Source organism: Paenibacillus sp. MBLB1832 (assembly GCF_032271945.1).
Lineage (GTDB): Bacteria > Bacillota > Bacilli > Paenibacillales > NBRC-103111 > Paenibacillus_E > Paenibacillus_E roseopurpureus.
The window spans coordinates 4,524,707-4,545,195 of the sequence record NZ_CP130319.1; the positions used below are offsets into that span (position 1 = coordinate 4,524,707).

General features: G+C 47.8%; 16 protein-coding genes. 6 read left to right on the forward strand and 10 right to left on the reverse strand.

The genetic code is table 11. The features are described 5' to 3' along the window. Positions 1–213 precede the first annotated feature (213 nt). Together MJB10_RS20345 and MJB10_RS20350 are read right to left on the reverse strand one after the other, a co-directional pair. Positions 214–1,332: a stalk domain-containing protein gene (locus tag MJB10_RS20345; RefSeq protein WP_314797686.1), complete on the reverse strand. Its 1,119-nt coding sequence runs from the start codon at positions 1,330–1,332 to the stop codon at positions 214–216. A 124-nt stretch (positions 1,333–1,456) separates the two neighbouring features. After that, positions 1,457–3,163 (reverse strand): methyl-accepting chemotaxis protein, encoded by a 1,707-nt coding sequence (locus MJB10_RS20350; RefSeq protein WP_314797688.1) that lies wholly within the window; start codon positions 3,161–3,163, stop codon positions 1,457–1,459. 161 nt (positions 3,164–3,324) lie between these two features. Here MJB10_RS20350 and MJB10_RS20355 point away from each other — a divergent pair, with 161 nt between their 5' ends. Together MJB10_RS20355 and trhO are read left to right on the forward strand one after the other, a co-directional pair. Next, positions 3,325–7,131 (forward strand): response regulator, encoded by a 3,807-nt coding sequence (locus tag MJB10_RS20355; protein WP_314797690.1) that lies wholly within the window; start codon positions 3,325–3,327, stop codon positions 7,129–7,131. Between the two features lie 92 nt (positions 7,132–7,223). Beyond that, positions 7,224–8,129, forward strand: a complete 906-nt coding sequence (gene trhO, locus MJB10_RS20360) for an oxygen-dependent tRNA uridine(34) hydroxylase TrhO (RefSeq protein WP_314797692.1) — start codon at positions 7,224–7,226, stop codon at positions 8,127–8,129. A 323-nt stretch (positions 8,130–8,452) separates the two neighbouring features. Here the strand turns inward: trhO and MJB10_RS20365 are convergent, their stop codons facing one another. The 3 genes from MJB10_RS20365 to MJB10_RS20375 all read right to left on the reverse strand — a co-directional run bounded on the left by MJB10_RS20365 (position 8,453) and on the right by MJB10_RS20375 (position 11,439). Further along, positions 8,453–8,581 (reverse strand): hypothetical protein, encoded by a 129-nt coding sequence (locus MJB10_RS20365; protein WP_314797694.1) that lies wholly within the window; start codon positions 8,579–8,581, stop codon positions 8,453–8,455. Further along, positions 8,578–9,108: a hemerythrin domain-containing protein gene (locus MJB10_RS20370; RefSeq protein WP_314797696.1), complete on the reverse strand. Its 531-nt coding sequence runs from the start codon at positions 9,106–9,108 to the stop codon at positions 8,578–8,580. Before MJB10_RS20370 ends, MJB10_RS20365 begins: the two co-directional genes overlap by 4 nt. A 123-nt stretch (positions 9,109–9,231) precedes the next feature. Continuing rightward, positions 9,232–11,439, reverse strand: coding sequence for a methyl-accepting chemotaxis protein (locus MJB10_RS20375; protein ID WP_314797698.1), 2,208 nt, complete (start codon positions 11,437–11,439; stop codon positions 9,232–9,234). Between the two features lie 348 nt (positions 11,440–11,787). Here MJB10_RS20375 and MJB10_RS20380 point away from each other — a divergent pair, with 348 nt between their 5' ends. The 4 genes from MJB10_RS20380 to MJB10_RS20395 all read left to right on the forward strand — a co-directional run bounded on the left by MJB10_RS20380 (position 11,788) and on the right by MJB10_RS20395 (position 15,528). Further along, positions 11,788–13,242, forward strand: a complete 1,455-nt coding sequence (locus MJB10_RS20380; RefSeq protein WP_314797700.1) for a circularly permuted type 2 ATP-grasp protein — start codon at positions 11,788–11,790, stop codon at positions 13,240–13,242. Between the two features lie 34 nt (positions 13,243–13,276). Continuing rightward, on the forward strand, positions 13,277–14,236 hold the full coding sequence (locus MJB10_RS20385; RefSeq protein ID WP_314797702.1) for an alpha-E domain-containing protein: 960 nt from the start codon (positions 13,277–13,279) through the stop codon (positions 14,234–14,236). Next, a complete protein-coding gene (locus tag MJB10_RS20390; RefSeq protein WP_314797705.1) occupies positions 14,233–15,096 on the forward strand; it encodes a transglutaminase family protein in 864 nt (287 codons plus the stop codon). The genes MJB10_RS20385 and MJB10_RS20390 overlap by 4 nt, the downstream gene beginning before the upstream one ends. Before the next feature lie 195 nt (positions 15,097–15,291). Then, entirely contained in the window at positions 15,292–15,528 is a 237-nt protein-coding gene (locus MJB10_RS20395; protein WP_314797707.1) for an AbrB/MazE/SpoVT family DNA-binding domain-containing protein, read from the forward strand. 60 nt (positions 15,529–15,588) lie between these two features. Here the strand turns inward: MJB10_RS20395 and MJB10_RS20400 are convergent, their stop codons facing one another. The 5 genes from MJB10_RS20400 to MJB10_RS20420 all read right to left on the reverse strand — a co-directional run bounded on the left by MJB10_RS20400 (position 15,589) and on the right by MJB10_RS20420 (position 20,381). Further along, complete coding sequence (locus MJB10_RS20400) at positions 15,589–15,891, reverse strand: hypothetical protein (protein WP_314797709.1); 303 nt, start codon at positions 15,889–15,891, stop codon at positions 15,589–15,591. 62 nt (positions 15,892–15,953) lie between these two features. Continuing rightward, on the reverse strand, positions 15,954–16,517 hold the full coding sequence (locus MJB10_RS20405) for a peroxiredoxin (protein WP_314797710.1): 564 nt from the start codon (positions 16,515–16,517) through the stop codon (positions 15,954–15,956). Between the two features lie 23 nt (positions 16,518–16,540). Next, positions 16,541–16,780 (reverse strand): glutaredoxin family protein, encoded by a 240-nt coding sequence (locus MJB10_RS20410; protein WP_314797712.1) that lies wholly within the window; start codon positions 16,778–16,780, stop codon positions 16,541–16,543. Between the two features lie 21 nt (positions 16,781–16,801). Continuing rightward, the gene (locus MJB10_RS20415; protein WP_314797714.1) at positions 16,802–17,725 is read right to left on the reverse strand and encodes an NAD(P)/FAD-dependent oxidoreductase; all 924 of its coding nucleotides are present in this window, start codon (positions 17,723–17,725) and stop codon (positions 16,802–16,804) included. Between the two features lie 733 nt (positions 17,726–18,458). Next, positions 18,459–20,381, reverse strand: coding sequence for a DUF4978 domain-containing protein (locus MJB10_RS20420; protein WP_314797715.1), 1,923 nt, complete (start codon positions 20,379–20,381; stop codon positions 18,459–18,461). Between the last annotated feature and the right edge of the window lie 108 nt (positions 20,382–20,489).

Here is a 20,489-nt window from a genome sequence, read left to right on the forward strand (position 1 = left end):
AAATGTGTGTGCGGAAAAAGTGGGGGCCGGGGCGAGTTTGGGTGCTGAACCTCCCATTTTGGGAGGCTCCGGGCGATCTTCGGCGTAGGAGCCGCTGAGATGGCGATTTCGGCCAGCTCAGCGCGCGTTCTCGCGGTTGCCGCCGCTTCCGCCCCCCACCACAAACAAAAACCCCCACCCGCCTATTCCAATAGGCAAGTAGAGGCTTCAGCTTTATTCCACGATGTGCAGACCAGCCGAATCTGTCGTAGCGGAGGCATGCAAGATGTTCGTCACAAAGGCAATGGGCACATACAGGGATTCATTGATGATCACGGGTGCAGCGCCGAGGGATTTAGGGGCCATTTTCGCGAAGAAATAGCTGTCCTTGCCAACCGTAACACTCGTCCATTGCGCACCTTTTGTCAGTTCAGCTGAATAAGTGTCTGGGTTCCATGTCACGGTATAACCTAACCCCTCGGCAACTTTTCGGTATGGAACCAGGGAAACACCGTCCGCATTAACGACCACTTCGTTCGTCGCCAATTCGACTTTAGCCCGCTGCTCAGTCGGGGTAATGGTCAAATTGTCAGCCAAGGTGAAACGGAACTCTGGGCTTCCAGATGATCCTGGCGCGATCGCATATTTCGGGAAGACAACGACCACATCTCCTTTTTCCACATAAAACCCTTGCTCGGAGCTAATCCCTTTGAATTGATCTTTGAAGTAATTTTGCGGTTTTTCCGCGATTTTGGCAACGACACCTGCATCTACGGTTTCTTTGTAATTCGCGCCCAACAAATCTTGCAGCGTCACACGCTGCGCATGCTCAGCATTGAGCACGTTGTAGGTGTCCAGCCTAGGCATCCCCGTCCCGCCTGTTGCTGCGTAGGTAGTAATTTCAAGGGAAATCACACCTGCTGGATTGCCTGTGCCGTCCGATTTTAACGCATACGTAATCGTAAGTCCGTAAGGACGGAATGTAAAACCGGCTTCCTTCGCTTTAGCCGAATCCTCCCCAGCTGCTTTCTCCAAGGCCGCCAAATCCTTGTTCGCATGGGAGAGAATGATATCGTTCAACTCACCTTGATATTGCACATCGAGCATCCCCGTTAACTGAGGCACTTTGATGTTCGTTGTCACATCTGCGCTTGTTGAAGTGAGCACGACATCCTTGACACCGACTGGTGCCGCAAGAACTGGCGAATTCACTTGCTGAGCCGTTTCTTCTTGCGATGAAGCCGATTCTGCCGAAGCAATGCCCGCCACTGGTATCACCGCAGCACTCACACCTACGATCAGCGCACAGCTGACAACACCCATTTTCAACATGTTCCACGGACTTTTTCTCATTTCCCCGTCACTCCTTCATTGTAATCGTCATGTTATCTCTTCTTTTTCTAACCTTTACACTATCGAAACGAATGAGCTGGGGAAAAAGTCTGGGTGTCACAATTTTTTCACAATTTCAGTGAAATTAGTTAAGACGGAACGAATTCACGACTTGGTTTAAGTCCGTGGCAATCACGGCTAGATTCTTGGCAGAAGCTGTGATCTCCTCGGCGGAAGCTAGCTGCTCTTCTGTCACTGCTGCAACAGACTGCACAGTACCCGATGTTTGCTGTGCAACGAAGCCCACTTGCGCCACAGTGGCTGCAACTTCTTCCGAGCTTGCTGCCATTTGTTCAGCAGCCGCCGCTGTCTCTTGAATTTTGCTCGCGACTTCTTGCGAGGCTTGTACGATTTGCCCGAATGCCTGCTCAGCCACGCCAACTTCATTCATACCCTCTTGCACCTGCTTGCGCCCTGCGTTCATTACGTCAACGGCACGAGCTGAATCACGCTGCATATTCGCGATTAGATCGGAAATCTCACGTACGGAATCATCCGTTTGCGAAGCCAGCTTCCGAACTTCGCCCGCAACCACCGCGAAGCCTCTGCCGCTCTCGCCAGCACGCGCAGCCTCAATGGCTGCATTCAATGCCAGTAAATTCGTTTGGGACGCAATATGACCAATGAGCGTTGTGATTTGTCCAATGTTCTGGGAGTGATGCTCCAGCTCATGAATAACTTCATTAGCTTCATCCACAGAAGTGCTGACCTGTTGCATTTTATGAACAACACGTCCCATGGCTTGCGTACCGTGCTCGGCTAATTGCGTAGCCGTCATCGACAACTCCGAGACATCCGCTGTTGTTTCAGCAATCCGTGAAATCCCTGCTGCCATTTCTTCCATCGCTCGTCCACACTCCACAGAGCTTTGAGCTTGCGTATCAGCTCCGCTAGCGAAATCCTGTACCGACACAGCAACATGCTGGGAGGCCGACGTATTTTGTTCCGAACTGGAAAAGAGCTGCTGCGAAGAAGCCGCCACACTCGTCGATGCGATCTGCATTTGTTCCACAGAGTCACGCAAGTGGTTCACCATTTGATTCACAGCCCCAATCATGCGGCCGATTTCATCTTTATTTTTAACCACAATCCGCTCAACCGTCAGATCACCATTCGCAATCCGATTCATCGCTTGTGAAGCTTTGCGCACAGGCACTGATATATTCATCACTAGAAAGTAACAGGTCGCCAGCATGAATAGGATCAACACCGACAAGACCATAACCGATGTTCGAATCGAAGTTTGATACACTTGTTCACTATCTTCTACTGCTAACAGGCCGCCCTTCTGATTAAAAGCCACCAGTTCGGCTATCGACGGCTGCATTTTCTTAAACGCGTCTGTCATGATCTGGGTACTCTCGATTGCTTCCTTCGCTTTACTCGGGTCACTAGTCAACTGTTTATTGGTCAGAAATGCCGCTTTAAAAGCGTCCCAATTCTTATTTAGTTCCTGTAATTTCAATTCATCTTCGTCATTAGCTACAGTATCCTTATACTTTGCTAACAAATTGTCAATTTGTGTAATGCTCGCAGTCAAACCTGTGTCGAAGGGCTCATGCTTCTTCACATCTGGCTCTAATTTTTTCTGAAAGTACAAAGCCAGCATATGCTCCGAATTATAGTGAATGTCCTCGATCGTTTGAATGCCGTTCATCCAATTCCCGGCAAGTTGCACGTTCGTCTGTTTCAAAGCACCCATACGGCTTAGATCCGTCCAGCTTATTCCCCCAACTAACAACAAAATGATTGCAAAAACTGTGACTAATTTCGTTCGAACTGAAAGCTGCATTCCTGAATTCCCCCTAGAGTTCCATTTATGGTTATCAAGTTTGGTGTATACACATGAGGTCCAATGGGTAAATCTTAATTTAAATTCATTAAATTTGTTCGGTTACGCGCATTATAAAACTATGAAATTTCCTAACAATTACCTGTGTCCGGAGGCCGTTCATGCGATCATCCTTGCGTTTCAAAGTCGTCTCCTCGCTAGTACTTATTACCTCTATCTCCCTTACCCTTATAGGTGTAACGAATTACCAACTGTCCCGTTCGAAGCTCCTCCGCCAAATGAATGATCAATACCTAACGTCCGTATCGAACTCTGCTCAAAATTTATATGATTTCCTGTCGATACGGGTGGCCGAAGTCGAGCTCATTAGCCGTGTCAATATCATGACCACTGGGACACTCGCGGAACGATTAAGCTTTCTAGCCCAAGAGCTGCGAACCAACGAGAATCTCTACCATACGATGGCTGTTGCTGATTTGGATGGCACACTGCGATTTCCATCAGGTAAAACGGTATCTATCGCTGAGGAAGACCGATTCCAACAAGCACTTCAAGGGAAAACCGTCATTGCTGACCCTCATTTATTCAAAATGAAAAACAGCTATTTGATCTCCATCACTGCGCCTATTTTCAATCCTCGACATGAAGTGACGAGTGTCATTGATGTTTCACTGGACGCTGCGCCGACCTTTCAAAACCATCTGATCGCTCCGCTCCAAAGCGGAGAAATTCTCGTCGTTAACCAAGAAGGGTTAATCCTGTACGACAATGATCCTGAAACTATACTTACGAGGAATATTTTCGAAGATTTTCCGAATTTAGCTCCCCATTTTAAGAAAGCAGTTCAACAGGGAACGGGATATATCGATGAATCGTTCATCAGCGGGCAACGGACGAGGTGGTTTTATTCTCGCGTGCCTAGCCTGAATTGGTTCCTCGTATACTCGATGCCTATTACGTATATTGAAGCGCCAACCAGTCCGTTACTTTGGTGGACCATTGGCTTAATCGTGATGACCATCCTCATTATCTTCTGTCTTATCTATCTCACGATGAATACGTTGATCCTCAAGCGAATTAAGCAAATCCTGCACGTGACGGAGGCGGTTGCTGCGGGAAACTTCCATACGAAGCCCATCGTGTTCAAAAGCAAAGATGAACTTGGAGCACTTGCCGCTTCCGTCAACGGAATGATGGAAAACATGCGGGAGCTCTTCGACCCCTTCGATGCTTTCATTCGGCACAATCAATACGCCATGATCGTGATGGATCCAAATTTTCTGATCAACCACCTCAATGGGAGAGCCATAGAAATGCTGGGCTATCCACTTGCCGAGGTCCACAAAACAGCTACTCCGCTCCTTTGGCTGGATCAAAAGCAAGTAACGGAACGCGCTGCGCAGTACTCCTCAGAGCTAGGAGAACACGTACCTGCGGATTGTACTGCACTCGTTATTCGCTCCCTGCGTCATTTAAAAGAAGACCCGGAATGGACGTGGTATCACAAAGACGGTACACGGCTCTATGTTCAAGCTAGTGTGAGCTGTATTACCCATCCTGATGGTAAACTGAAAGGTTACGTACTCATCGCACGAGATATCAGCGATATTAAAGAAAGCAACGAGATGAAAGCGCGACTGTTGACCATCGTAGAAAGTGCGAGAGACGCGATTCTCACCTTTGACCGTGAGGGGTACATTTTCTATATGAATCCGTTTTGTATGCAAACGATTGGGCTTGAAGGAGAGTCTTACGAGCGCAAGCATTTTAGTGAATTGGTCGATATTATGAGCGAGATTCATTTGGAGGATGGCCTGAATATCGCGTTGGCGTGTGGCTTCTGGGAATTCGAGGCGGAGATTATGACCAAGCGGAAACAGCGCCTCATCCTCTCACTGATCCTCGTCCCTCACTTTCCAATGGAAAATGGAGACGTGTATTTCTCAGCTATTACACGAAATATTACCGATCTCATACGTGCCAAAGAGGAGTTGATCCTCGCGAAGCAAGAAGCCGAAGAAGCTAATCTGGCCAAAGGCGTATTCCTAGCGCGAATGAGCCATGAGATCAGAACACCGCTTAACGGGATCGTCGGTTTGTCGCATCTCTTAGAGAAAACAGCCATGACGGAATTGCAATCCGACTATATCCGCAAAATCTCACGTTCTTCGCTCGCCTTGTCGCATATCATCAACGACATTTTGGATTTCTCGAAGCTCGAAGTAGATAAGCTCATCATAGAGCATGCACCGTTCCAACTCGACGAGACCACGGATCGTGTGTGTGAAACGCTCAGTGTTTTACTTGGATATAAGCCCGTTGATTTCATTTGCGATATTTCGGCTGAGATCCCCCAAGGACTGATCGGAGATGCGCTGCGCCTCTATCAGGTGCTCCTTAATCTCACCAGCAATGCCATTAAATTCACGGAGCAAGGCAGTGTAACGTTACGTGTGCAAGTCGACTGGCTCTCCGAAGAGAACGTGACACTGATCTTCCTGATTACCGATACGGGAATCGGCATGAATGAGGCCCAGCTGGCCAACTTATTCGAACCCTTCGTACAGGGGGATGAAGTAACTAGCCGCAAATATGGCGGAACAGGACTCGGACTTGTGATTTCCAAAAATATCATCGAGAACATGGGCGGTTCCATCGCAGTTACGAGTAAGCAGGGTGAGGGCAGCCAGTTTGTCGTCACGCTCAACTTTGGCCTGCAGCCTCCGTTGCCAGAAACACAGACGCTTCTGCCCTTTCGCGTCCTGATTGTTGAAGATCATCCCATACTGAATCGGATGATGGTCCAGTGCTTACAAGCTAGATGTGCGGACGCGAATGGCGTTCATTCATGGAAGGAAGCTCATCTGCAATTGAAGGAAGCTCCCGTAGACGTGGTTCTGCTCGATATGGAAGCCGATGACATGTATGGCGAAGACGTATGGCTCTCCATGCTCGATACGTGCAAACGCGCGGGAACGCGGACAATCATCTATACGTCGTTAGCTGGCAGGGATGCGCTAGAGAAACTTCCTGCCGCCGCTGCGCCTGACACCATCTTGGTAAAGCCGCTCTATCGCAATTTGATTTATCGCACCTTGGCGTCGTTCCTGGCGCCAAATGAGATGGGTGCTATGATTGAGCATGCAGCACAAGAGGCCGTGCCTCTATATCAAGCTTCTCGTCCTGATTTGGACGTACCTCCCGTATTCAACAACGGAGTTCCCCTGCAAATCCTGCTCGTGGAGGACAATGAAATCAATCAGACCGTGGCCCGCTCCCTGCTGGAGAGCATGTTTGACTGCCGCATTCAAATCGCTGGCAGCGGCTTTGATGCACTGCATGATTTGGCGCTCCATGCCTACGACGTCATCCTCATGGACATTCATTTGCCTGGACTTGATGGAATCGAAACAACGAAACGCATACGTCAAGAACCGTTATGGCGACATATCCCCATCATTGCGATCACGGCAGATTCAACCTCGGATAATCGCATCGCCTGTATGGAGGCTGGCATGACAGAGATGATATCAAAACCCATCATTCCAGAACGCCTACTAACCGTTATCTTAGAGGTCATCCCGCGAGCCACGGAGGAAGAGCGTGCAGAGCGGGATCTCGATGTTGGGCAAGCTCTGAAACGCATCGGCGGCAAAATAGACATCTACCGCGACATGCTTCGGAAATTTCTTACGCTAGTCCCACCGCAACTCGCGGGGCTGACGACTGCCCTGCAGGAAGGAAATCGTGAAGAAGCGCTGCGACTGCTGCACAGCTTACGGGGTTCCGCAAGCAGCTTGTCCGCTAATCGCGTATTCGCCGCGGCAAGCTTACTCGAACACCAAGTGGGCCTCTTGCACGCATCTGGCGCGGCAGCATGGGACCCCTTGGAGAGGAAAGAACTGGACAAACTGTCACTTGAACTATCCGCCGCGCAGCAAACCATCCAAAAATTGCTGGTTGATTGAAAAATACGTGATTTTATGTCACTATATGCGTATGCCCTATCCCATAGGGCATAACGAGCATGTCATTTTATTCGTATAGGTGGTTACTCATTATGTCAGAACATGGCGCTCCATACCGCATCTTGTTGTATTATAAATTCGTCGCCGTTCACGATCACGAAGCGTTGGCGAGGGAACATTTAGCATATTGTAAAAAGCTAGGCGTTAAAGGGCGTATTCTCATCGCACCTGAAGGCATTAACGGCACACTCTCTGGAACTGTGGAGCAAACGAACGCTTACATGGCGATGATGAACCTCATGCCATTGTTTAAAGATACCGTGTATAAAATTGACGAGAGCGAAGGACATGCTTTCAAGAAACTGTTTGTTCGCCCTAAGAAAGAGCTTGTTACGTTCCGATTGGAAGAAGATGTGAACCCGAACGAGTTGACTGGCACGCATTTGAAACCGAAAGAATGGTACGAGAAGCTTCAACAGGAAGATGTGATCGTACTCGATGGTCGCAACCATTATGAGTATGATATCGGTCATTTCCGCGGCGCGATTCGTCCAGAAGTAGAGACTACGAAAGAATTCCCTGAGTGGATTCGCAACAATCTTCAAGACTTTAAGGACAGACCGATTCTGACTTACTGTACAGGCGGCATTCGTTGTGAGAAGCTTTCTGGCTTCCTCATTAATGAGGGGTTCAAAGAGGTGTATCAACTAGACGGCGGAATCGTTACGTACGGTAAAGATGAGGACGTGAAGGGTCGTCTGTTTGATGGCAAATGCTACGTGTTCGACGAGCGGATCTCGGTACCCATTAACAGGACGGAAGAAGATATCATCGTCGGGAAATGCTACCACTGCGGAACCGCCGAAGATCGCTATATTAACTGCGCCAACGATCTCTGCCACTTGAAGCATATTTGCTGTGAAGCTTGTGAAGAGGAGCATGACAGCTTCTGTTCCAAGGAGTGCGAAGAGAAAACGTTAGCTACGTTGGAAGCTTAATTTTAACGAAAAACTCCAGCCCTCTCACCCTCTCCCAATCATTCGGGCAAGGTGGAGATGAGCTGGAGTTTTTCTATTACCTTTTACCCTCTGCCCCCGCTTGTTAAGAGATTGATGCAAATGTGCAGGATTATTGTTGTGGTTAGGTGTTTTGGCGGATATTGATGCAAAAGTGCAGCATTTAGTGGCGATTTCGGCCATTTCAGTACAAACTGCAGGAATATGATGTATCTTTGCATCAATTCACCAGAATGGATGGTTAGAAGTAAAAAAAGATGCATTTTTGCATTAACCCGCTGGGAAGGTATGTAATCGAATTGGGATCATCCTTTTCCATCGGTGATTTTGACCTCTATCACGAGAAAAGTTCCTGCAATTAATGGCAGGAACTCATCTTTTAACGAGGAAATCGTCCAATTCTCCTGTGTTTGTTGGTGCTTCAACACCTTCACGAGATCTGCTCCACGATGCGATCCATTAGGGGGTACACAAGCTCCTCTTCGAGTGTAAAATGTTTCAGCAGAATGAGACAAGCGGTCAACAACTCTGACGCCATCACATGAACGAAGTCCATGTCAATCGGGACACTCATCGCATTGACACCGTTCACATACGACTGTACGACTTTCTTCGCCAGATCGTGATCCTGCTCCAACACATGTACCGACCTCGAGACAGAAATCGCCATCGTCGGATGCAAATACGACTGCAAATTCGGGAATAGCTCTTGCTCTTCCCACTCCGAATGCTGTTCCAACTCCTCAACAAGCGAGAGGATGCGATCTTGAAGATCAATCAACCGACACATGCCTATTGAGCAATCGTCAAGGACGTACAAAGCCGCAGCCATCGTTCGAATCTCGGAGAGCTGCTCACGCATTTGCACATGCTCCTCCTTCAAACGCTGGGCCAGCTTTATAAATTCACTAGGATTCATATTTCCCGCCCGATTCGTTTGAATGCTCAAACGGTCACTCATTCGACATCCTCCTTAAAGTTTCTTTGGAAACTCTCTACGTATGCATCAAACAGCCCCATACCGCATTATCATTGTATGCGGGGTGGGGCTGTTATCATGCGAAAGAATGTCAGGATGATCTCCTTATCGAACACGACTCTCGGTCAGATGGAACTGATTCACCAGCAGCAGCATAGACTGCGTAATCGCGCCCACATCGCCTGTCGTTTGGCGTACATGATGCATATCTTGCAGCAAATCCTGCACCGTATGTTCCACCTGTGCAGAGATTTGGCGGTTTTCCTTGCTCACCGCCGCGATCTTCTCCATCAGCCCGACGACCTCCTCCACGACCTGGGTCTTCATCGTGTCGTGAGCGTTCGCGCTGCTCAGAATTTCGGAGGCCGCAGCCACGATCTGCGTCCCCTCTTGCACAACCTTCGTGCCTTCCTCCATGGAGATGAAGGCCTCATGCGCATGACGCTCGATATGCTCGATCGTCTCATTAATCTCTGCCGTTGACTTCTTGGTCAAGTCAGCGAGCTTCCTGATCTCGCCAGCAACGACGGCGAACCCTTTGCCGTGTTCGCCGACGCGCGCGGCTTCAATGGATGCGTTCAACGACAGCAAATTCGTTTGCGCCGAAATTTCTTCAATGACTTTGAGCAGCTTCGGAATTTCTTGCGTCGTCTGCAAGAACGTTTGAATCGTCGTATTCGTTTCGGCAACCTTCGCCGAAATATCCGTCATTTTCTGCCCGATGCGTTCCACTTCATCCTGCGCTACCGCAATTTGATCGGACGCCTTCTGCTCCAGCTCACGCAACGTTCCGCTCATATGTTGCGTAACATCCTTCGCGACATCGATATCTTTGAGCTGACCGCGCAGGGAGCGAATCATATCATGGATTTTCGTACTCATCCGACCTGTGGAGTGCTCTGTCGAACCCGTCGAATCGTTAAGCCGTTCTTGACTGACCTGCACCTCCGCAGCTGCCTGCTTCACTTGCAGCATAATGCCTTCCAAGGAATCAATCATATTGTTGATCCATTTCGCCAGCTCTCGGGTCTCATCACCTGCAAAATCACCGACGTTGAGACGCTGAGTGAGATCGCCTTTTCCCTCTGCGTTGATGCGGATGAACTTATTAATTTGCGCAAGCTGCCTCGCGATCGGTTTACTGCCCTTGCGCCGGATTACGCTAGCGCCGATCCCGCCAAAGAGTACGCTGGCCCCCGCCATGATCGAGGCACCAACGAGGTTGGACACATGGCCATTCAGCAGCCAGAAGCCGCCTGCGCTAAGCAGCATGAACATTGCGAGGAAGCCGAGCTGCAAGCTAAACATTTTCCAATCAAGTGAGCGAATCCGGTAGACCTCTTCCAGATCTCCCTCACACATCATCCCCCAAACATCCGAGCAATGCGGCAGTTGAAACGTTACACCTTTTCCGATGACAGAAATATGCCGATAATCCGAATATCCTGGGAATTCGACGAATAGATTATTTCCTTTAGCAATTGTTCCTGCAACTCCGGGATGGAGCTGTCCCGTTGCAGGATCCGTGAACACAAGCTCCAGCTCCGTATGCGCTTTGACACCTACAATACCGTAATCCGTACGAACGCCGTCTTTCAAATTATCGCCATGCGTGAACGTCAAATCCTCAAATCGACTGCGAGACAGCGCAGTTCCAGGAACAATCTGTGTATTTAACTTCGGCTTCGCCATGAATACGTAGTTATCACCAGAGTCTGGATAGACATGGCCCGATTCACGTTGAATCAAATCCCCCAGCACATCGTTCGGAACGCGGCCACAGATCGCGCCTTTCCATTGTCCACCAACCATAAGCGGTGAGATGAAAGCCATCGTCATCGCATCGTGAAAGGGCGAAGTGCTTGGACCAATCTCGAGCGTCAGCGGATCGGAGAACGGACCGAATAAGCATTTCTCCCCTTTTCTGGATGCGTCCAGCCCTTTCCCCAATACACCGCCAGACGCATACGATCTGCCTACATGAGGTTGATAGGTGGAATAAACGACAGTCGCCTTTTCATCCATGATAAAAACCTCAGAAAAATCGGAGCCGCTCTTGAGCGCAGCCGTCAACAATTTGGCAGTTACAGCAGGATCCTTCGGCAACGGCTCTGCAGCGGGCTCACTCATCGCTAATTGATCCAGTAAGCGGTCCAGATGGGACCAATACGCATGAGCCCAGTTGACTAGAATCTCCGTTCGCGTATGGGCAATCCCTTCAAAAATATGCTCGACGTCCTCTTTCATATGACGATTCAAGCGGTACGACCACCATAATGGCAAACCCTTCTTAAATCCAAGCCAGTCAAACATCCAGCATCCCCCTCGCGCCACATCTCGTGTGACTTTATTTAACATTCATCTTATTCGACATTTTATAGCTTTATTTTCCATTAATCAAGCTGTACAACTGAATTTTTCATGAATAATCCGAACATTTACAAAATAAACACGAGAAATGTAAGTATTTTTACATGTCATGCATGTTGACATAATTTTCTGAAAAATTTAAAATATAGAGAAATCCACTCGTTTTCATCGATAAACGTTATATTACCTGACAAAAGAAGAACTATGATCAGAAAGGAGGCCTGGTTTCTGCTTCGGACACTCGCATTACGCAGCCGCCGATAGCATTTGGAATGAAACCAGGGAGCTGCCATGTCCAAACCTGAGAATCTGGTCACAACCCCTTACGATCCTCGTCCTTTTTTTGATGAAATGTTTATGAATGCCTACTCGGTTCGTCCTCATTATCAAAGTGTATTCCGGCAGTTCATGTCCATGAAAGCAGGGAGTCTGAACAAACGGCAATCTGCAACTTTGAAAAGAATGATGGAAGAAGGGATCACCTTTACCCTTTATACGCCCGATCAGAGTGAAGCGCTAGAGCGTACGCTCCCTTTCGACCCTATCCCAAGAATCATTCCGCAGGACGAATGGCTCAAATTAGAGCGTGGCTTGAAACAGCGCGTGAAGGCGCTCAATCTGTTTCTGAAGGACATTTATCACGAGCAGGCTATACTGAAAGAAGGCATTATCCCGCGAAAAATGGTGCTTTCCAACTGTTATTTCCGCCCTGAAATGATGCGCCTATCCATCCCGAACGATGTGTATGTAACTGCTTCTGGCATCGATTTGATTCGAGATGAGCATGGCGAGTACTTCGTACTCGAAGACAATCTGCGCTCACCTTCAGGCTTCTCCTATTTATATAAAAGCAGATCGATCATGACACATTTATTCCCAGAACTCGTATTCAGTCATGCTATTCAAGATATTGAACATAGTTTAAATGTATTTCTATCTGCTCTTCGCAAACTAAGTCCCTCAGGCAAATCACATCCTGTCATCGGACTTTTAACTCCAGGCTGCTATAATTCCGCTTATTTCGAGCACACCTTCCTCGCGCAGCAAATGGGCTTAGAGCTTGTCGAGGGCCACGACCTCGTCGTCATCGATCACAAAGTCTACATTCGCGGCATCAAAGGTTTACGACAAATCGACGTGCTCTACAGACGCATTGACGACGACTTCTTAGATCCTCTCGCCTTCGATCCTAACTCCATGCTAGGTGTCGCTGGCATCATGAATGCCTATCGGGCAGGCAACATCAACATCGTGAATGCGCCTGGCACGGGTGTTGCCGATGACAAAGCGATTTACGCGTATGTGCCCGACATGATTCGTTACTATTTGAATGAGGAACCGATTCTGAATAACGTGCCTACCTACATTCTCTCGAGACCCGATGAACGGGATCATGTCCTGCAGCATTTGAACGAAATGGTTGTGAAAGAAACGTCGCTCTCTGGTGGCTACGGCATGCTGATTGGGCCTTCGGCCTCTGACAGTGAACTGGCTGATTTTCGTCTTAAAATATTGGCAAACCCGGACCGCTACATCGCGCAGCCTACCATTCAATTATCAAGAGCACCTGTGATGCTGGATGGTCAGATGGCGGCAAGGCATATTGATCTGCGCGCTTTTGTCATCGCGGGCGAGGACATTCAAGTGATTCCTGGCGGACTTACACGTGTGGCGTTGAAGGAAGGGTCTCTTGTCGTGAATTCCTCCCAAGGCGGGGGCTGTAAAGATACGTGGGTCATTCGTTAATTGTGATCAACTAATTGAATGGAGGCGGTTGGCTATGGTGATGATGGGACGTACCGCGGAAGCATTATTCTGGATCGGTCGTTATTCCGAGAGAACCGAAAATCACGCGAGACTGATCGACGTGTACTATCATATCCGGGAAGACAGGGAAGGCAGCAGCAGTCAAGCGTGGAGCCGTTTAATCGACACCATCGGAGATCGCACCGCATTCACGGAGCAATTTGGAAACTTCACCGAGCAGAACGTCCTTCAATACATTACATTAGATAAAAATAATGCGAACTCACTGCTTGCCTGCACCAATCATGCACGCGCCAATCTACGTAATATTCGGGAGAAAATGCCCTCTGAACTATGGGACATTCTGAATGGCCTCTATTTATGGCTGAAAGAGAAAGAAGTGCGGGATATTACGAACGATTCTCCGCATCTGTTCTATCGTTTCATTCGAGATACGCTCTCGATGTTTCAAGGGGCCGCGACCTCCGTCATGCCGCGTCAGAATGAATGGCACTTCGTCGAAGCTGGACGCTACTTAGAGCGCGCAGAGAACCTGCTGCGCTTACTACAATCCCTTTGTGCTGAGTATGCGCGTGAAGACTTCAACTCGTATCCGCTCATGCTCGCCGTTCTGAAATCGGTCAGCGGCTACGAATCGTACCGGAAAGAGTACGCGGATACGGTCAATTTAAACACGATCATCAAATTTCTGATGCTTAATGAAACCTTTCCGCGGTCGGTCAGCTTTGCTATTCAATCACTGGAGCGATCCTTCAAAGGTATCCAGTTGGACGATCCTGAGCTAAACAACGCCGTCCACAAGCTTGAGAAGCTGGCAGGCAAAGTGAAAGCCAATCTCGCCTGCATGGATGAAGATGACATGCAATCTGGCAAATTAGAAGCCACCTTACAATCACTTCGGGATTCGTGCAACCTCATGGGCGCGCGAATGTCCAAAGTCTTTTTCCCCTCACGAGAGGAGGTTATCGCATGAAGAAGCTGGAAATCACACATATTACCCGCTATTCTTACACCGAATCCGCGCAGGACAGTGTCAATGAAATCCGCCTCACGCCGCTAACCGATCATCGACAATCCTGCTACCACCATGCGATAACGACAGATCCTGTTTCTGCGTTCTTCAGTTATTCGGATTATTTCAACAATCGCGTACATGCATTTACGGTAAATAAAATACATCGCGAGCTCACGATCAAAATGGTATCCACCGTCGTGACCCACGAGAGCGATCCTTGGGAAGCTTCGCCTTCTTCTCCCTATGAAGAGAAAGATCAGCGCTTCAGTGACACGTTCCAAAATGAGTACGCGGAATACCTGCTATGCACCAGCTATACAAGTTTAACGCCTGAATTAAAGGCTTATTCTGACAGCATTCAGGACGATGGTGTCCGTCTGCACGACTTGCTCACAACGATCTATTCGACGATTCATCGCGACTTCACCTACGATCCTTCGGCTACTTCTGTGCAAACGACAGTCGGAGAAATGTTGAAGCTGCGGCGTGGCGTCTGTCAGGACTACTCGCACATCATGATTGCGATCTGTCGTGATAAAGGCATACCCACCAGGTATGTGAGCGGGTATCACTTTGTCGGCGACCTTAGCGGAGGCAATGCCGATTTCACCCAAGCCTCCCATGCTTGGGTGGAGTGCCTCATCCCAGGCGCAGGCTGGTTCGGCTATGATCCTACGAACAATTGCGAAGTCAATTGGCGCTATATTAAGCTAGGGCACGGGCGCGATTATAATGACATCGTGCCGGTCAAAGGCGTCTATCGCGGCTCGGGGACACAGGACTTGGAAGTTATTGTAGATGTAAAACTCGTGGAATAACGGGGACAAGCTTGCTCGTGTTCTGAAGCATATAAATGAAGACCGTCCAACAAGTAGTCACTGCTGCTTGTTGGACGGTCTTCTTTGGTTTTATAATTTTCGCAGAGTTAAAAAAAGGTATTTGAGTACAAATGTGGAATAGATTGATTAACCAACACGGATTTGCTTATTTATCCCATTAAGGAGGCTACATACGTGAAATCGACAGGAATCGTAAGAAAAGTGGACGAGCTAGGAAGAATTGTCCTCCCCGTTGAGCTTCGACGGACGCTCCACATTGAGATCGGGGATGCCATTGAAGTCTACGTGGATCCAGAGCGAATTACCTTGAAGAAGTACATGCCGGCCTGTGTGTTCTGTGGGAACTTCGAGAATATGAGCTACTTCAAAGGCAAGCTAGTTTGCAGCCAATGCATGGACGAAATTGGTTAGATTTGATGATAAGAAAAAGCGTAGATCCCCATCGCGACATGCGGGACTCTACGCTTTTTTTCACAAATAACTGAGCACAATGGAGATGAGCATGCCAGCTAGGGCAATCCAGAACAAATAAGAACGGCCAATCCGTTTCAGGCTTCGATCTTGGCGGTCCATGACCGCTTTTTTCCGTCCGCTACTCGTCTTCGTCTCTTCCTCCAACTCATCTGTCACTTGTGATTTCCAATTTACGAATTGAAAACCAACGCCGCTCACGACGACAGCTATCATCATTAATATTAAAGAACCCATAAACAACTTGTCCGCTATGGACGCCATGCTGCATCGAACCTCGCTATCATCCTGTAGTCGCTCCATTATACTTGATTTCTAGCTGCAAAAGAAGAAGCCCCAACCCAAGAGGTTGAGGCTTGATTAACTTACAACGTGCGATCGCCTGGCTTCCAGTTCGCTGGGCACAATCCGCCAGCCTGAAGGGCTTGCAGAACGCGAAGCGTCTCGTCAACCGAACGGCCGACATTCATGTCCGTGACCACTTGGTAACGCAGCACGCCATCTGGATCAATAATGAACAAGCCGCGGTGCGCAGCACCTGTTTCATCGTCTAGCACGCCGTAGGCGCGCGCCGTTTCCTTGGAGAAATCACTGACCAGCGGAAACTTCACAGGGCCGATACCGCTTTGATCGCGCGGTGTTTGCGTCCACGCACGGTGCGTGTAGACGCTGTCTACCGATGCACCGACGATCTCACAGTCGAGATCAAGGAACTGCTCATAATGATCGCTGAAAGCCGTGATTTCCGTCGGGCATACGAAGGTGAAATCGAATGGCCAGAAGAAGAACACAAGCCATTTCCCACGGTAGTCTTCGAGTGAGATTTTCTCCTCGAGTGTGTCCATATTTTTCGTCGAAAGCAATGAGAAGCTCGGCGCTGGCAGTCCTATTTTAGCAAAAGCAGGGGCTTGTACAGTTAATTGTGTCATGATGTTCTCTCCTTTAAGTTGAATTAGCTGGCGATTTCGGCCAACGCTTTTTTGAGTTTTGTGACATTGAGCCCAAGGATTTTGTGCTCACCGATCACCGTAACAGGCAACGACATTAAGCCCATATCGTGCAATTCTTGACCATATTGATCGTTCAGATCAATGTTTCTTTCTTCATAGGCAACTTGCTGATCGGTTAGATACTTCTTCAATTGTTGGCAATAAGGGCAGTTCGTGCTCGAATATACGATTACGTTAGACATCGTTCTTCATCTCCTAAAATATTATTTGTATTGCGGAATCAATTGGGCCCGCTTATTAATAAATTTATCGACCGCCATCGCGGCAATCGCTCCATCCGCTGCGGCTACAACAGCTTGCTTCACAGGTGTGCGTCGAACTTCACCCGCTCCAAAAACCCCCGCAACCGACGATTGCATCGAGCTGTCCAAGATCATGAACCCCTCGGCATCCAGAGGGACTTGTCCTTCCAAGAAATCGGTCCCTGGCTTGCTGCCAGATAGGAAAACGAACACGCCATCCACATGCAGCACTTCCTCGCTGCCACTGCTCTTCCGAATGCGCAAACCATCGACTTGGCTTTCCCCCAACACCTCAAGCGGTTTCGCCTTGTAGAACATCTCGGTATTCACAAGCTCCGGCATATGGTGAACGCCTTGCAGCTCAGGCCGCGACACGACGAAATATATTTTCTGAGCAAATTTGCTTAACGCTTGCGCTTCCTCCAGCGCCTCCTCGGAATCCCCGATGACAGCCACGGTCTTCCCCTCGAAAAAGGCACCATCACATGTGGCACATGTGCTAACACCGCGCCCTAGCAAGTTCTCTTCGCCTGGCAGCATGCGGTTACGACCTTTCGAACCCGTTGCAATCACAATCGACTTCGCCTCAAACATCCCGTCCGCCGTGAAGACAAATTTCGTTTCTCCCTCTACATCCATCGCGGTAATCGTGGTTTGAATGAACTCAGCCCCGAAGCCTGTCGCTTGCTCACGCATCGTATCGAGCAGCTGCCGCCCTGTCATTTCGCCTGTTACCCCAGGGTAGTTGGCGATTTTGTGCGTAATGGCTAGCGCTCCCGTATTCGGCGCTTTATCGATCACCAGCGTTCTCAGGTTTCCTCGAGCTGTGTAGATCGCAGCAGAGGCTCCTGCGGGTCCAGCTCCAATAATAATGACGTCATACATCGTTGTTGCCTCCTTTTTTTGATAATTTATATTAGATAATAATTATTATAAATAATAAACGTGACAAGTCAACCTTTTTTATAATAATTCTAAATAAGAAAAACTGCCTTACAACGACTGCCTTACATATAGCGATCAGTGTCTGGAAAGACGGAGTAAAGTGCCGGTAATACGGAGTAAAGTGTCTGGAAAGACGGAGTAAAGTGTCTGGAGTCTAACGACAAGAATCTATACCCATTAGCGACAAGAATATCCCCAAATCATAAAAACGAAAGAATTTCACGACAAGAATATCACCCAAATACGAACAATGCGACATGAAAGTCCCCCAAATGTGAAAAGTAAAGATTCTATTTTTCTATGTACATCAGTCTTAAATCAAATGAAAATGAAAGAGCCGCGAATACGCGATTGTAGCATCTTGGCAAACACTCCAATAAGCTAACATTGTAAAAGATATTCCATACTTTGATTCAGCTCCATTTAACAAAAACAGCCGCCAAAGCCCGAGAGCTGATGGCGACTGTGCCGTGGCCGATACTGCAAAACTAATGCATTTGGAAAAAATAGCTATACAAGGGCAGATTGTCGGTGTGCTAAACAAGTTCTCCGAGTTCTGCGGCTTTGATACCATGGATTTAAAGTACGAAACGTATAAATTGCATTCTGCGAACACCTGGCTCAGCATCTTCCAAAGTTATATATTCGTCAAAACAATACCCTCTCTTTAAGTCTAGTTAACCAGCTTTATATAATCTAAACCTAGCGTGTAACCTGTACTACTTACATTTTTGCCGGTTATTAAGAATTTAAAAGTGTGACTACCTCCGAGAGTGAAATTATACGTTCCCAGACTATACTCAACATAGCTGTTAGCTGCTGAGTACGTATCAATAACATTGCCTTGATTGGAACCATTTATAGCCAATTGAAACTTGCCGCGGGATACTTGGTTTTTGCTGCGGACCCTGACTTCATAAGTACCCGGTGAGGGAACATTTATAGTGTATTGAATATAATCTCCAATGCCATCTCCAGTAAACTTATCTCCCATTCCCCCACTTAGACTTCCATCTGCGAATGAAGCATGGCTATCTCCGGAAGAGACTAATGTATTTAACCCTTCAGCTTCGTATAAGAATACCGATGGCATTGTGATTCGTAGAGCCTCGCCGGCATTGTAGGTAATACTATAGGTGCCGTCGCTGTTAGTCGTATAACCTCTATTTCCGGTAGACACCCACTGGTTCGTGCTTCCGCTCATGTATCCTTTCTGAACGGATACGGGCTGCATCTCGGTCTTGAACGTGGTAGTTCCTGCCGTATCGGATGCCACAAACAAGTCATTACCTTTATTCACAGCTAGCGCAACGGAGGAGTCATTTGCACTAAATCCTATCGTGTAACCTCCAGCTATTTTCATAGCATCGTAACTACTTACCGGGTTGTCAGTCTCAATATTAAAGCCTGCCATGTTGGATTTGCTTGCTGCCGCAATAATTCGGTTAAACTGCAGCATTGCGTTGTTTAGACGTTTCACCTTCTCCCCACCAGGTCTAAGAGCTGGAATGTTGCCAAGGGTCCAATTGACATAGGAAACAGACGGATCATAGAGACCTTTGTCAGTAAAGTGATCATCCAACTGAAACGTATCATAAAATCCACCATTGACTAATGCTGTTAACATTAGCGAAGTGACATTGCCAAACTTGCCATTGTTTTCCGCGACGTATGGCATTCGACTATTCGCCGTATCCAGTACCAGATTAGCAATTTCATTGACAGATGTTGTATAGGGATCTGCTCCATTAAAATCAATATGTGACGTGTTTAAATCACCATCCAACTCCTTACCTGTGAGATTAACACGAGTTGCTACGACATAATTAGAGTTTTTTACCTCGGCCGCCAAATCATCCAAACGCCCTATTACGCCAGCTTTATTTGTAGTCCAATTTGCATGCTGGTCTGGTTCATTATTGACTTGAAATACAATGGTTCTGTGATTGGTATCATAGGAAGCGATGTGATTAAAGAGGTTCCGAACAGCTGATTTTTCCCAATTATGCAGGTTTTCCGCATCCGTACCAGTTAGCCATGGACTGAACACTTCACTACTGAACTTGGCTGTTCCGGCTCCCCAGTACTTGTTCTTGTCATGGGTCCATACAGGTGCCACATACCTCCAGCCACTTGTGCCGTAGCCAGGAAGCTTGGTACCTCCTACAGAGTTTGATCCCATCCATACTATATCCAGATATAATCCATATGCATTAGCCCAGTCTATGTACTTATCTATTAAATGAAAATCGTACGTCCCTTGTTGCGAAGGTTCAACTTCGCTCCATCTCACCACAATCTGTATGGTTTTGTACCCTGCAGCTTGCGTTTTTTCAAATACGTTTTCCAACCAACTTTCCGGCATCGGTGTAGCAAAAAGACTTGTATTTCCAATTGTCTGGATGCGTCCCAAGTTTTGAATACCTAAATACAAAAATGGGTTTCCGTTCACCTCCATGTAAGTCTTTCCATCCCCATTTGTTACTAACTTGGAAGCTGTATATGGAGCTGCTTCTGCATGATTTGGGAACCACCCCCCTAGGCTAAGTCCTGCTGCTAGTGCCACCACACCAAGTACACGTTTGCATCTTCTCATTATAAATTTATCCTCCCTCATTATGGTAACCGTTTTCAAATTAGTTAGTAATATTCCTGGTTGAAACCCAATTCTATCTGTTTCAACCAGGAACTAATCAAACTCATT

Bases quoted from the DNA above. Each gene is read 5' to 3' on its own strand.
- MJB10_RS20345 (WP_314797686.1), bottom strand. From the start codon at position 1,332: ATGAGAAAAAGTCCGTGGAACATGTTGAAAATGGGTGTTGTCAGCTGT.
- MJB10_RS20350 (WP_314797688.1), bottom strand. From the start codon at position 3,163: ATGCAGCTTTCAGTTCGAACGAAATTAGTCACAGTTTTTGCAATCATT.
- MJB10_RS20355 (WP_314797690.1), top strand. From the start codon at position 3,325: ATGCGATCATCCTTGCGTTTCAAAGTCGTCTCCTCGCTAGTACTTATT.
- trhO (WP_314797692.1), top strand. From the start codon at position 7,224: ATGTCAGAACATGGCGCTCCATACCGCATCTTGTTGTATTATAAATTC.
- MJB10_RS20370 (WP_314797696.1), bottom strand. From the start codon at position 9,108: ATGAGTGACCGTTTGAGCATTCAAACGAATCGGGCGGGAAATATGAAT.
- MJB10_RS20375 (WP_314797698.1), bottom strand. From the start codon at position 11,439: ATGTTTGACTGGCTTGGATTTAAGAAGGGTTTGCCATTATGGTGGTCG.
- MJB10_RS20380 (WP_314797700.1), top strand. From the start codon at position 11,788: ATGTCCAAACCTGAGAATCTGGTCACAACCCCTTACGATCCTCGTCCT.
- MJB10_RS20385 (WP_314797702.1), top strand. From the start codon at position 13,277: ATGGTGATGATGGGACGTACCGCGGAAGCATTATTCTGGATCGGTCGT.
- MJB10_RS20390 (WP_314797705.1), top strand. From the start codon at position 14,233: ATGAAGAAGCTGGAAATCACACATATTACCCGCTATTCTTACACCGAA.
- MJB10_RS20400 (WP_314797709.1), bottom strand. From the start codon at position 15,891: ATGGAGCGACTACAGGATGATAGCGAGGTTCGATGCAGCATGGCGTCC.
- MJB10_RS20405 (WP_314797710.1), bottom strand. From the start codon at position 16,517: ATGACACAATTAACTGTACAAGCCCCTGCTTTTGCTAAAATAGGACTG.
- MJB10_RS20410 (WP_314797712.1), bottom strand. From the start codon at position 16,780: ATGTCTAACGTAATCGTATATTCGAGCACGAACTGCCCTTATTGCCAA.
- MJB10_RS20415 (WP_314797714.1), bottom strand. From the start codon at position 17,725: ATGTATGACGTCATTATTATTGGAGCTGGACCCGCAGGAGCCTCTGCT.
- MJB10_RS20420 (WP_314797715.1), bottom strand. From the start codon at position 20,381: ATGAGAAGATGCAAACGTGTACTTGGTGTGGTGGCACTAGCAGCAGGA.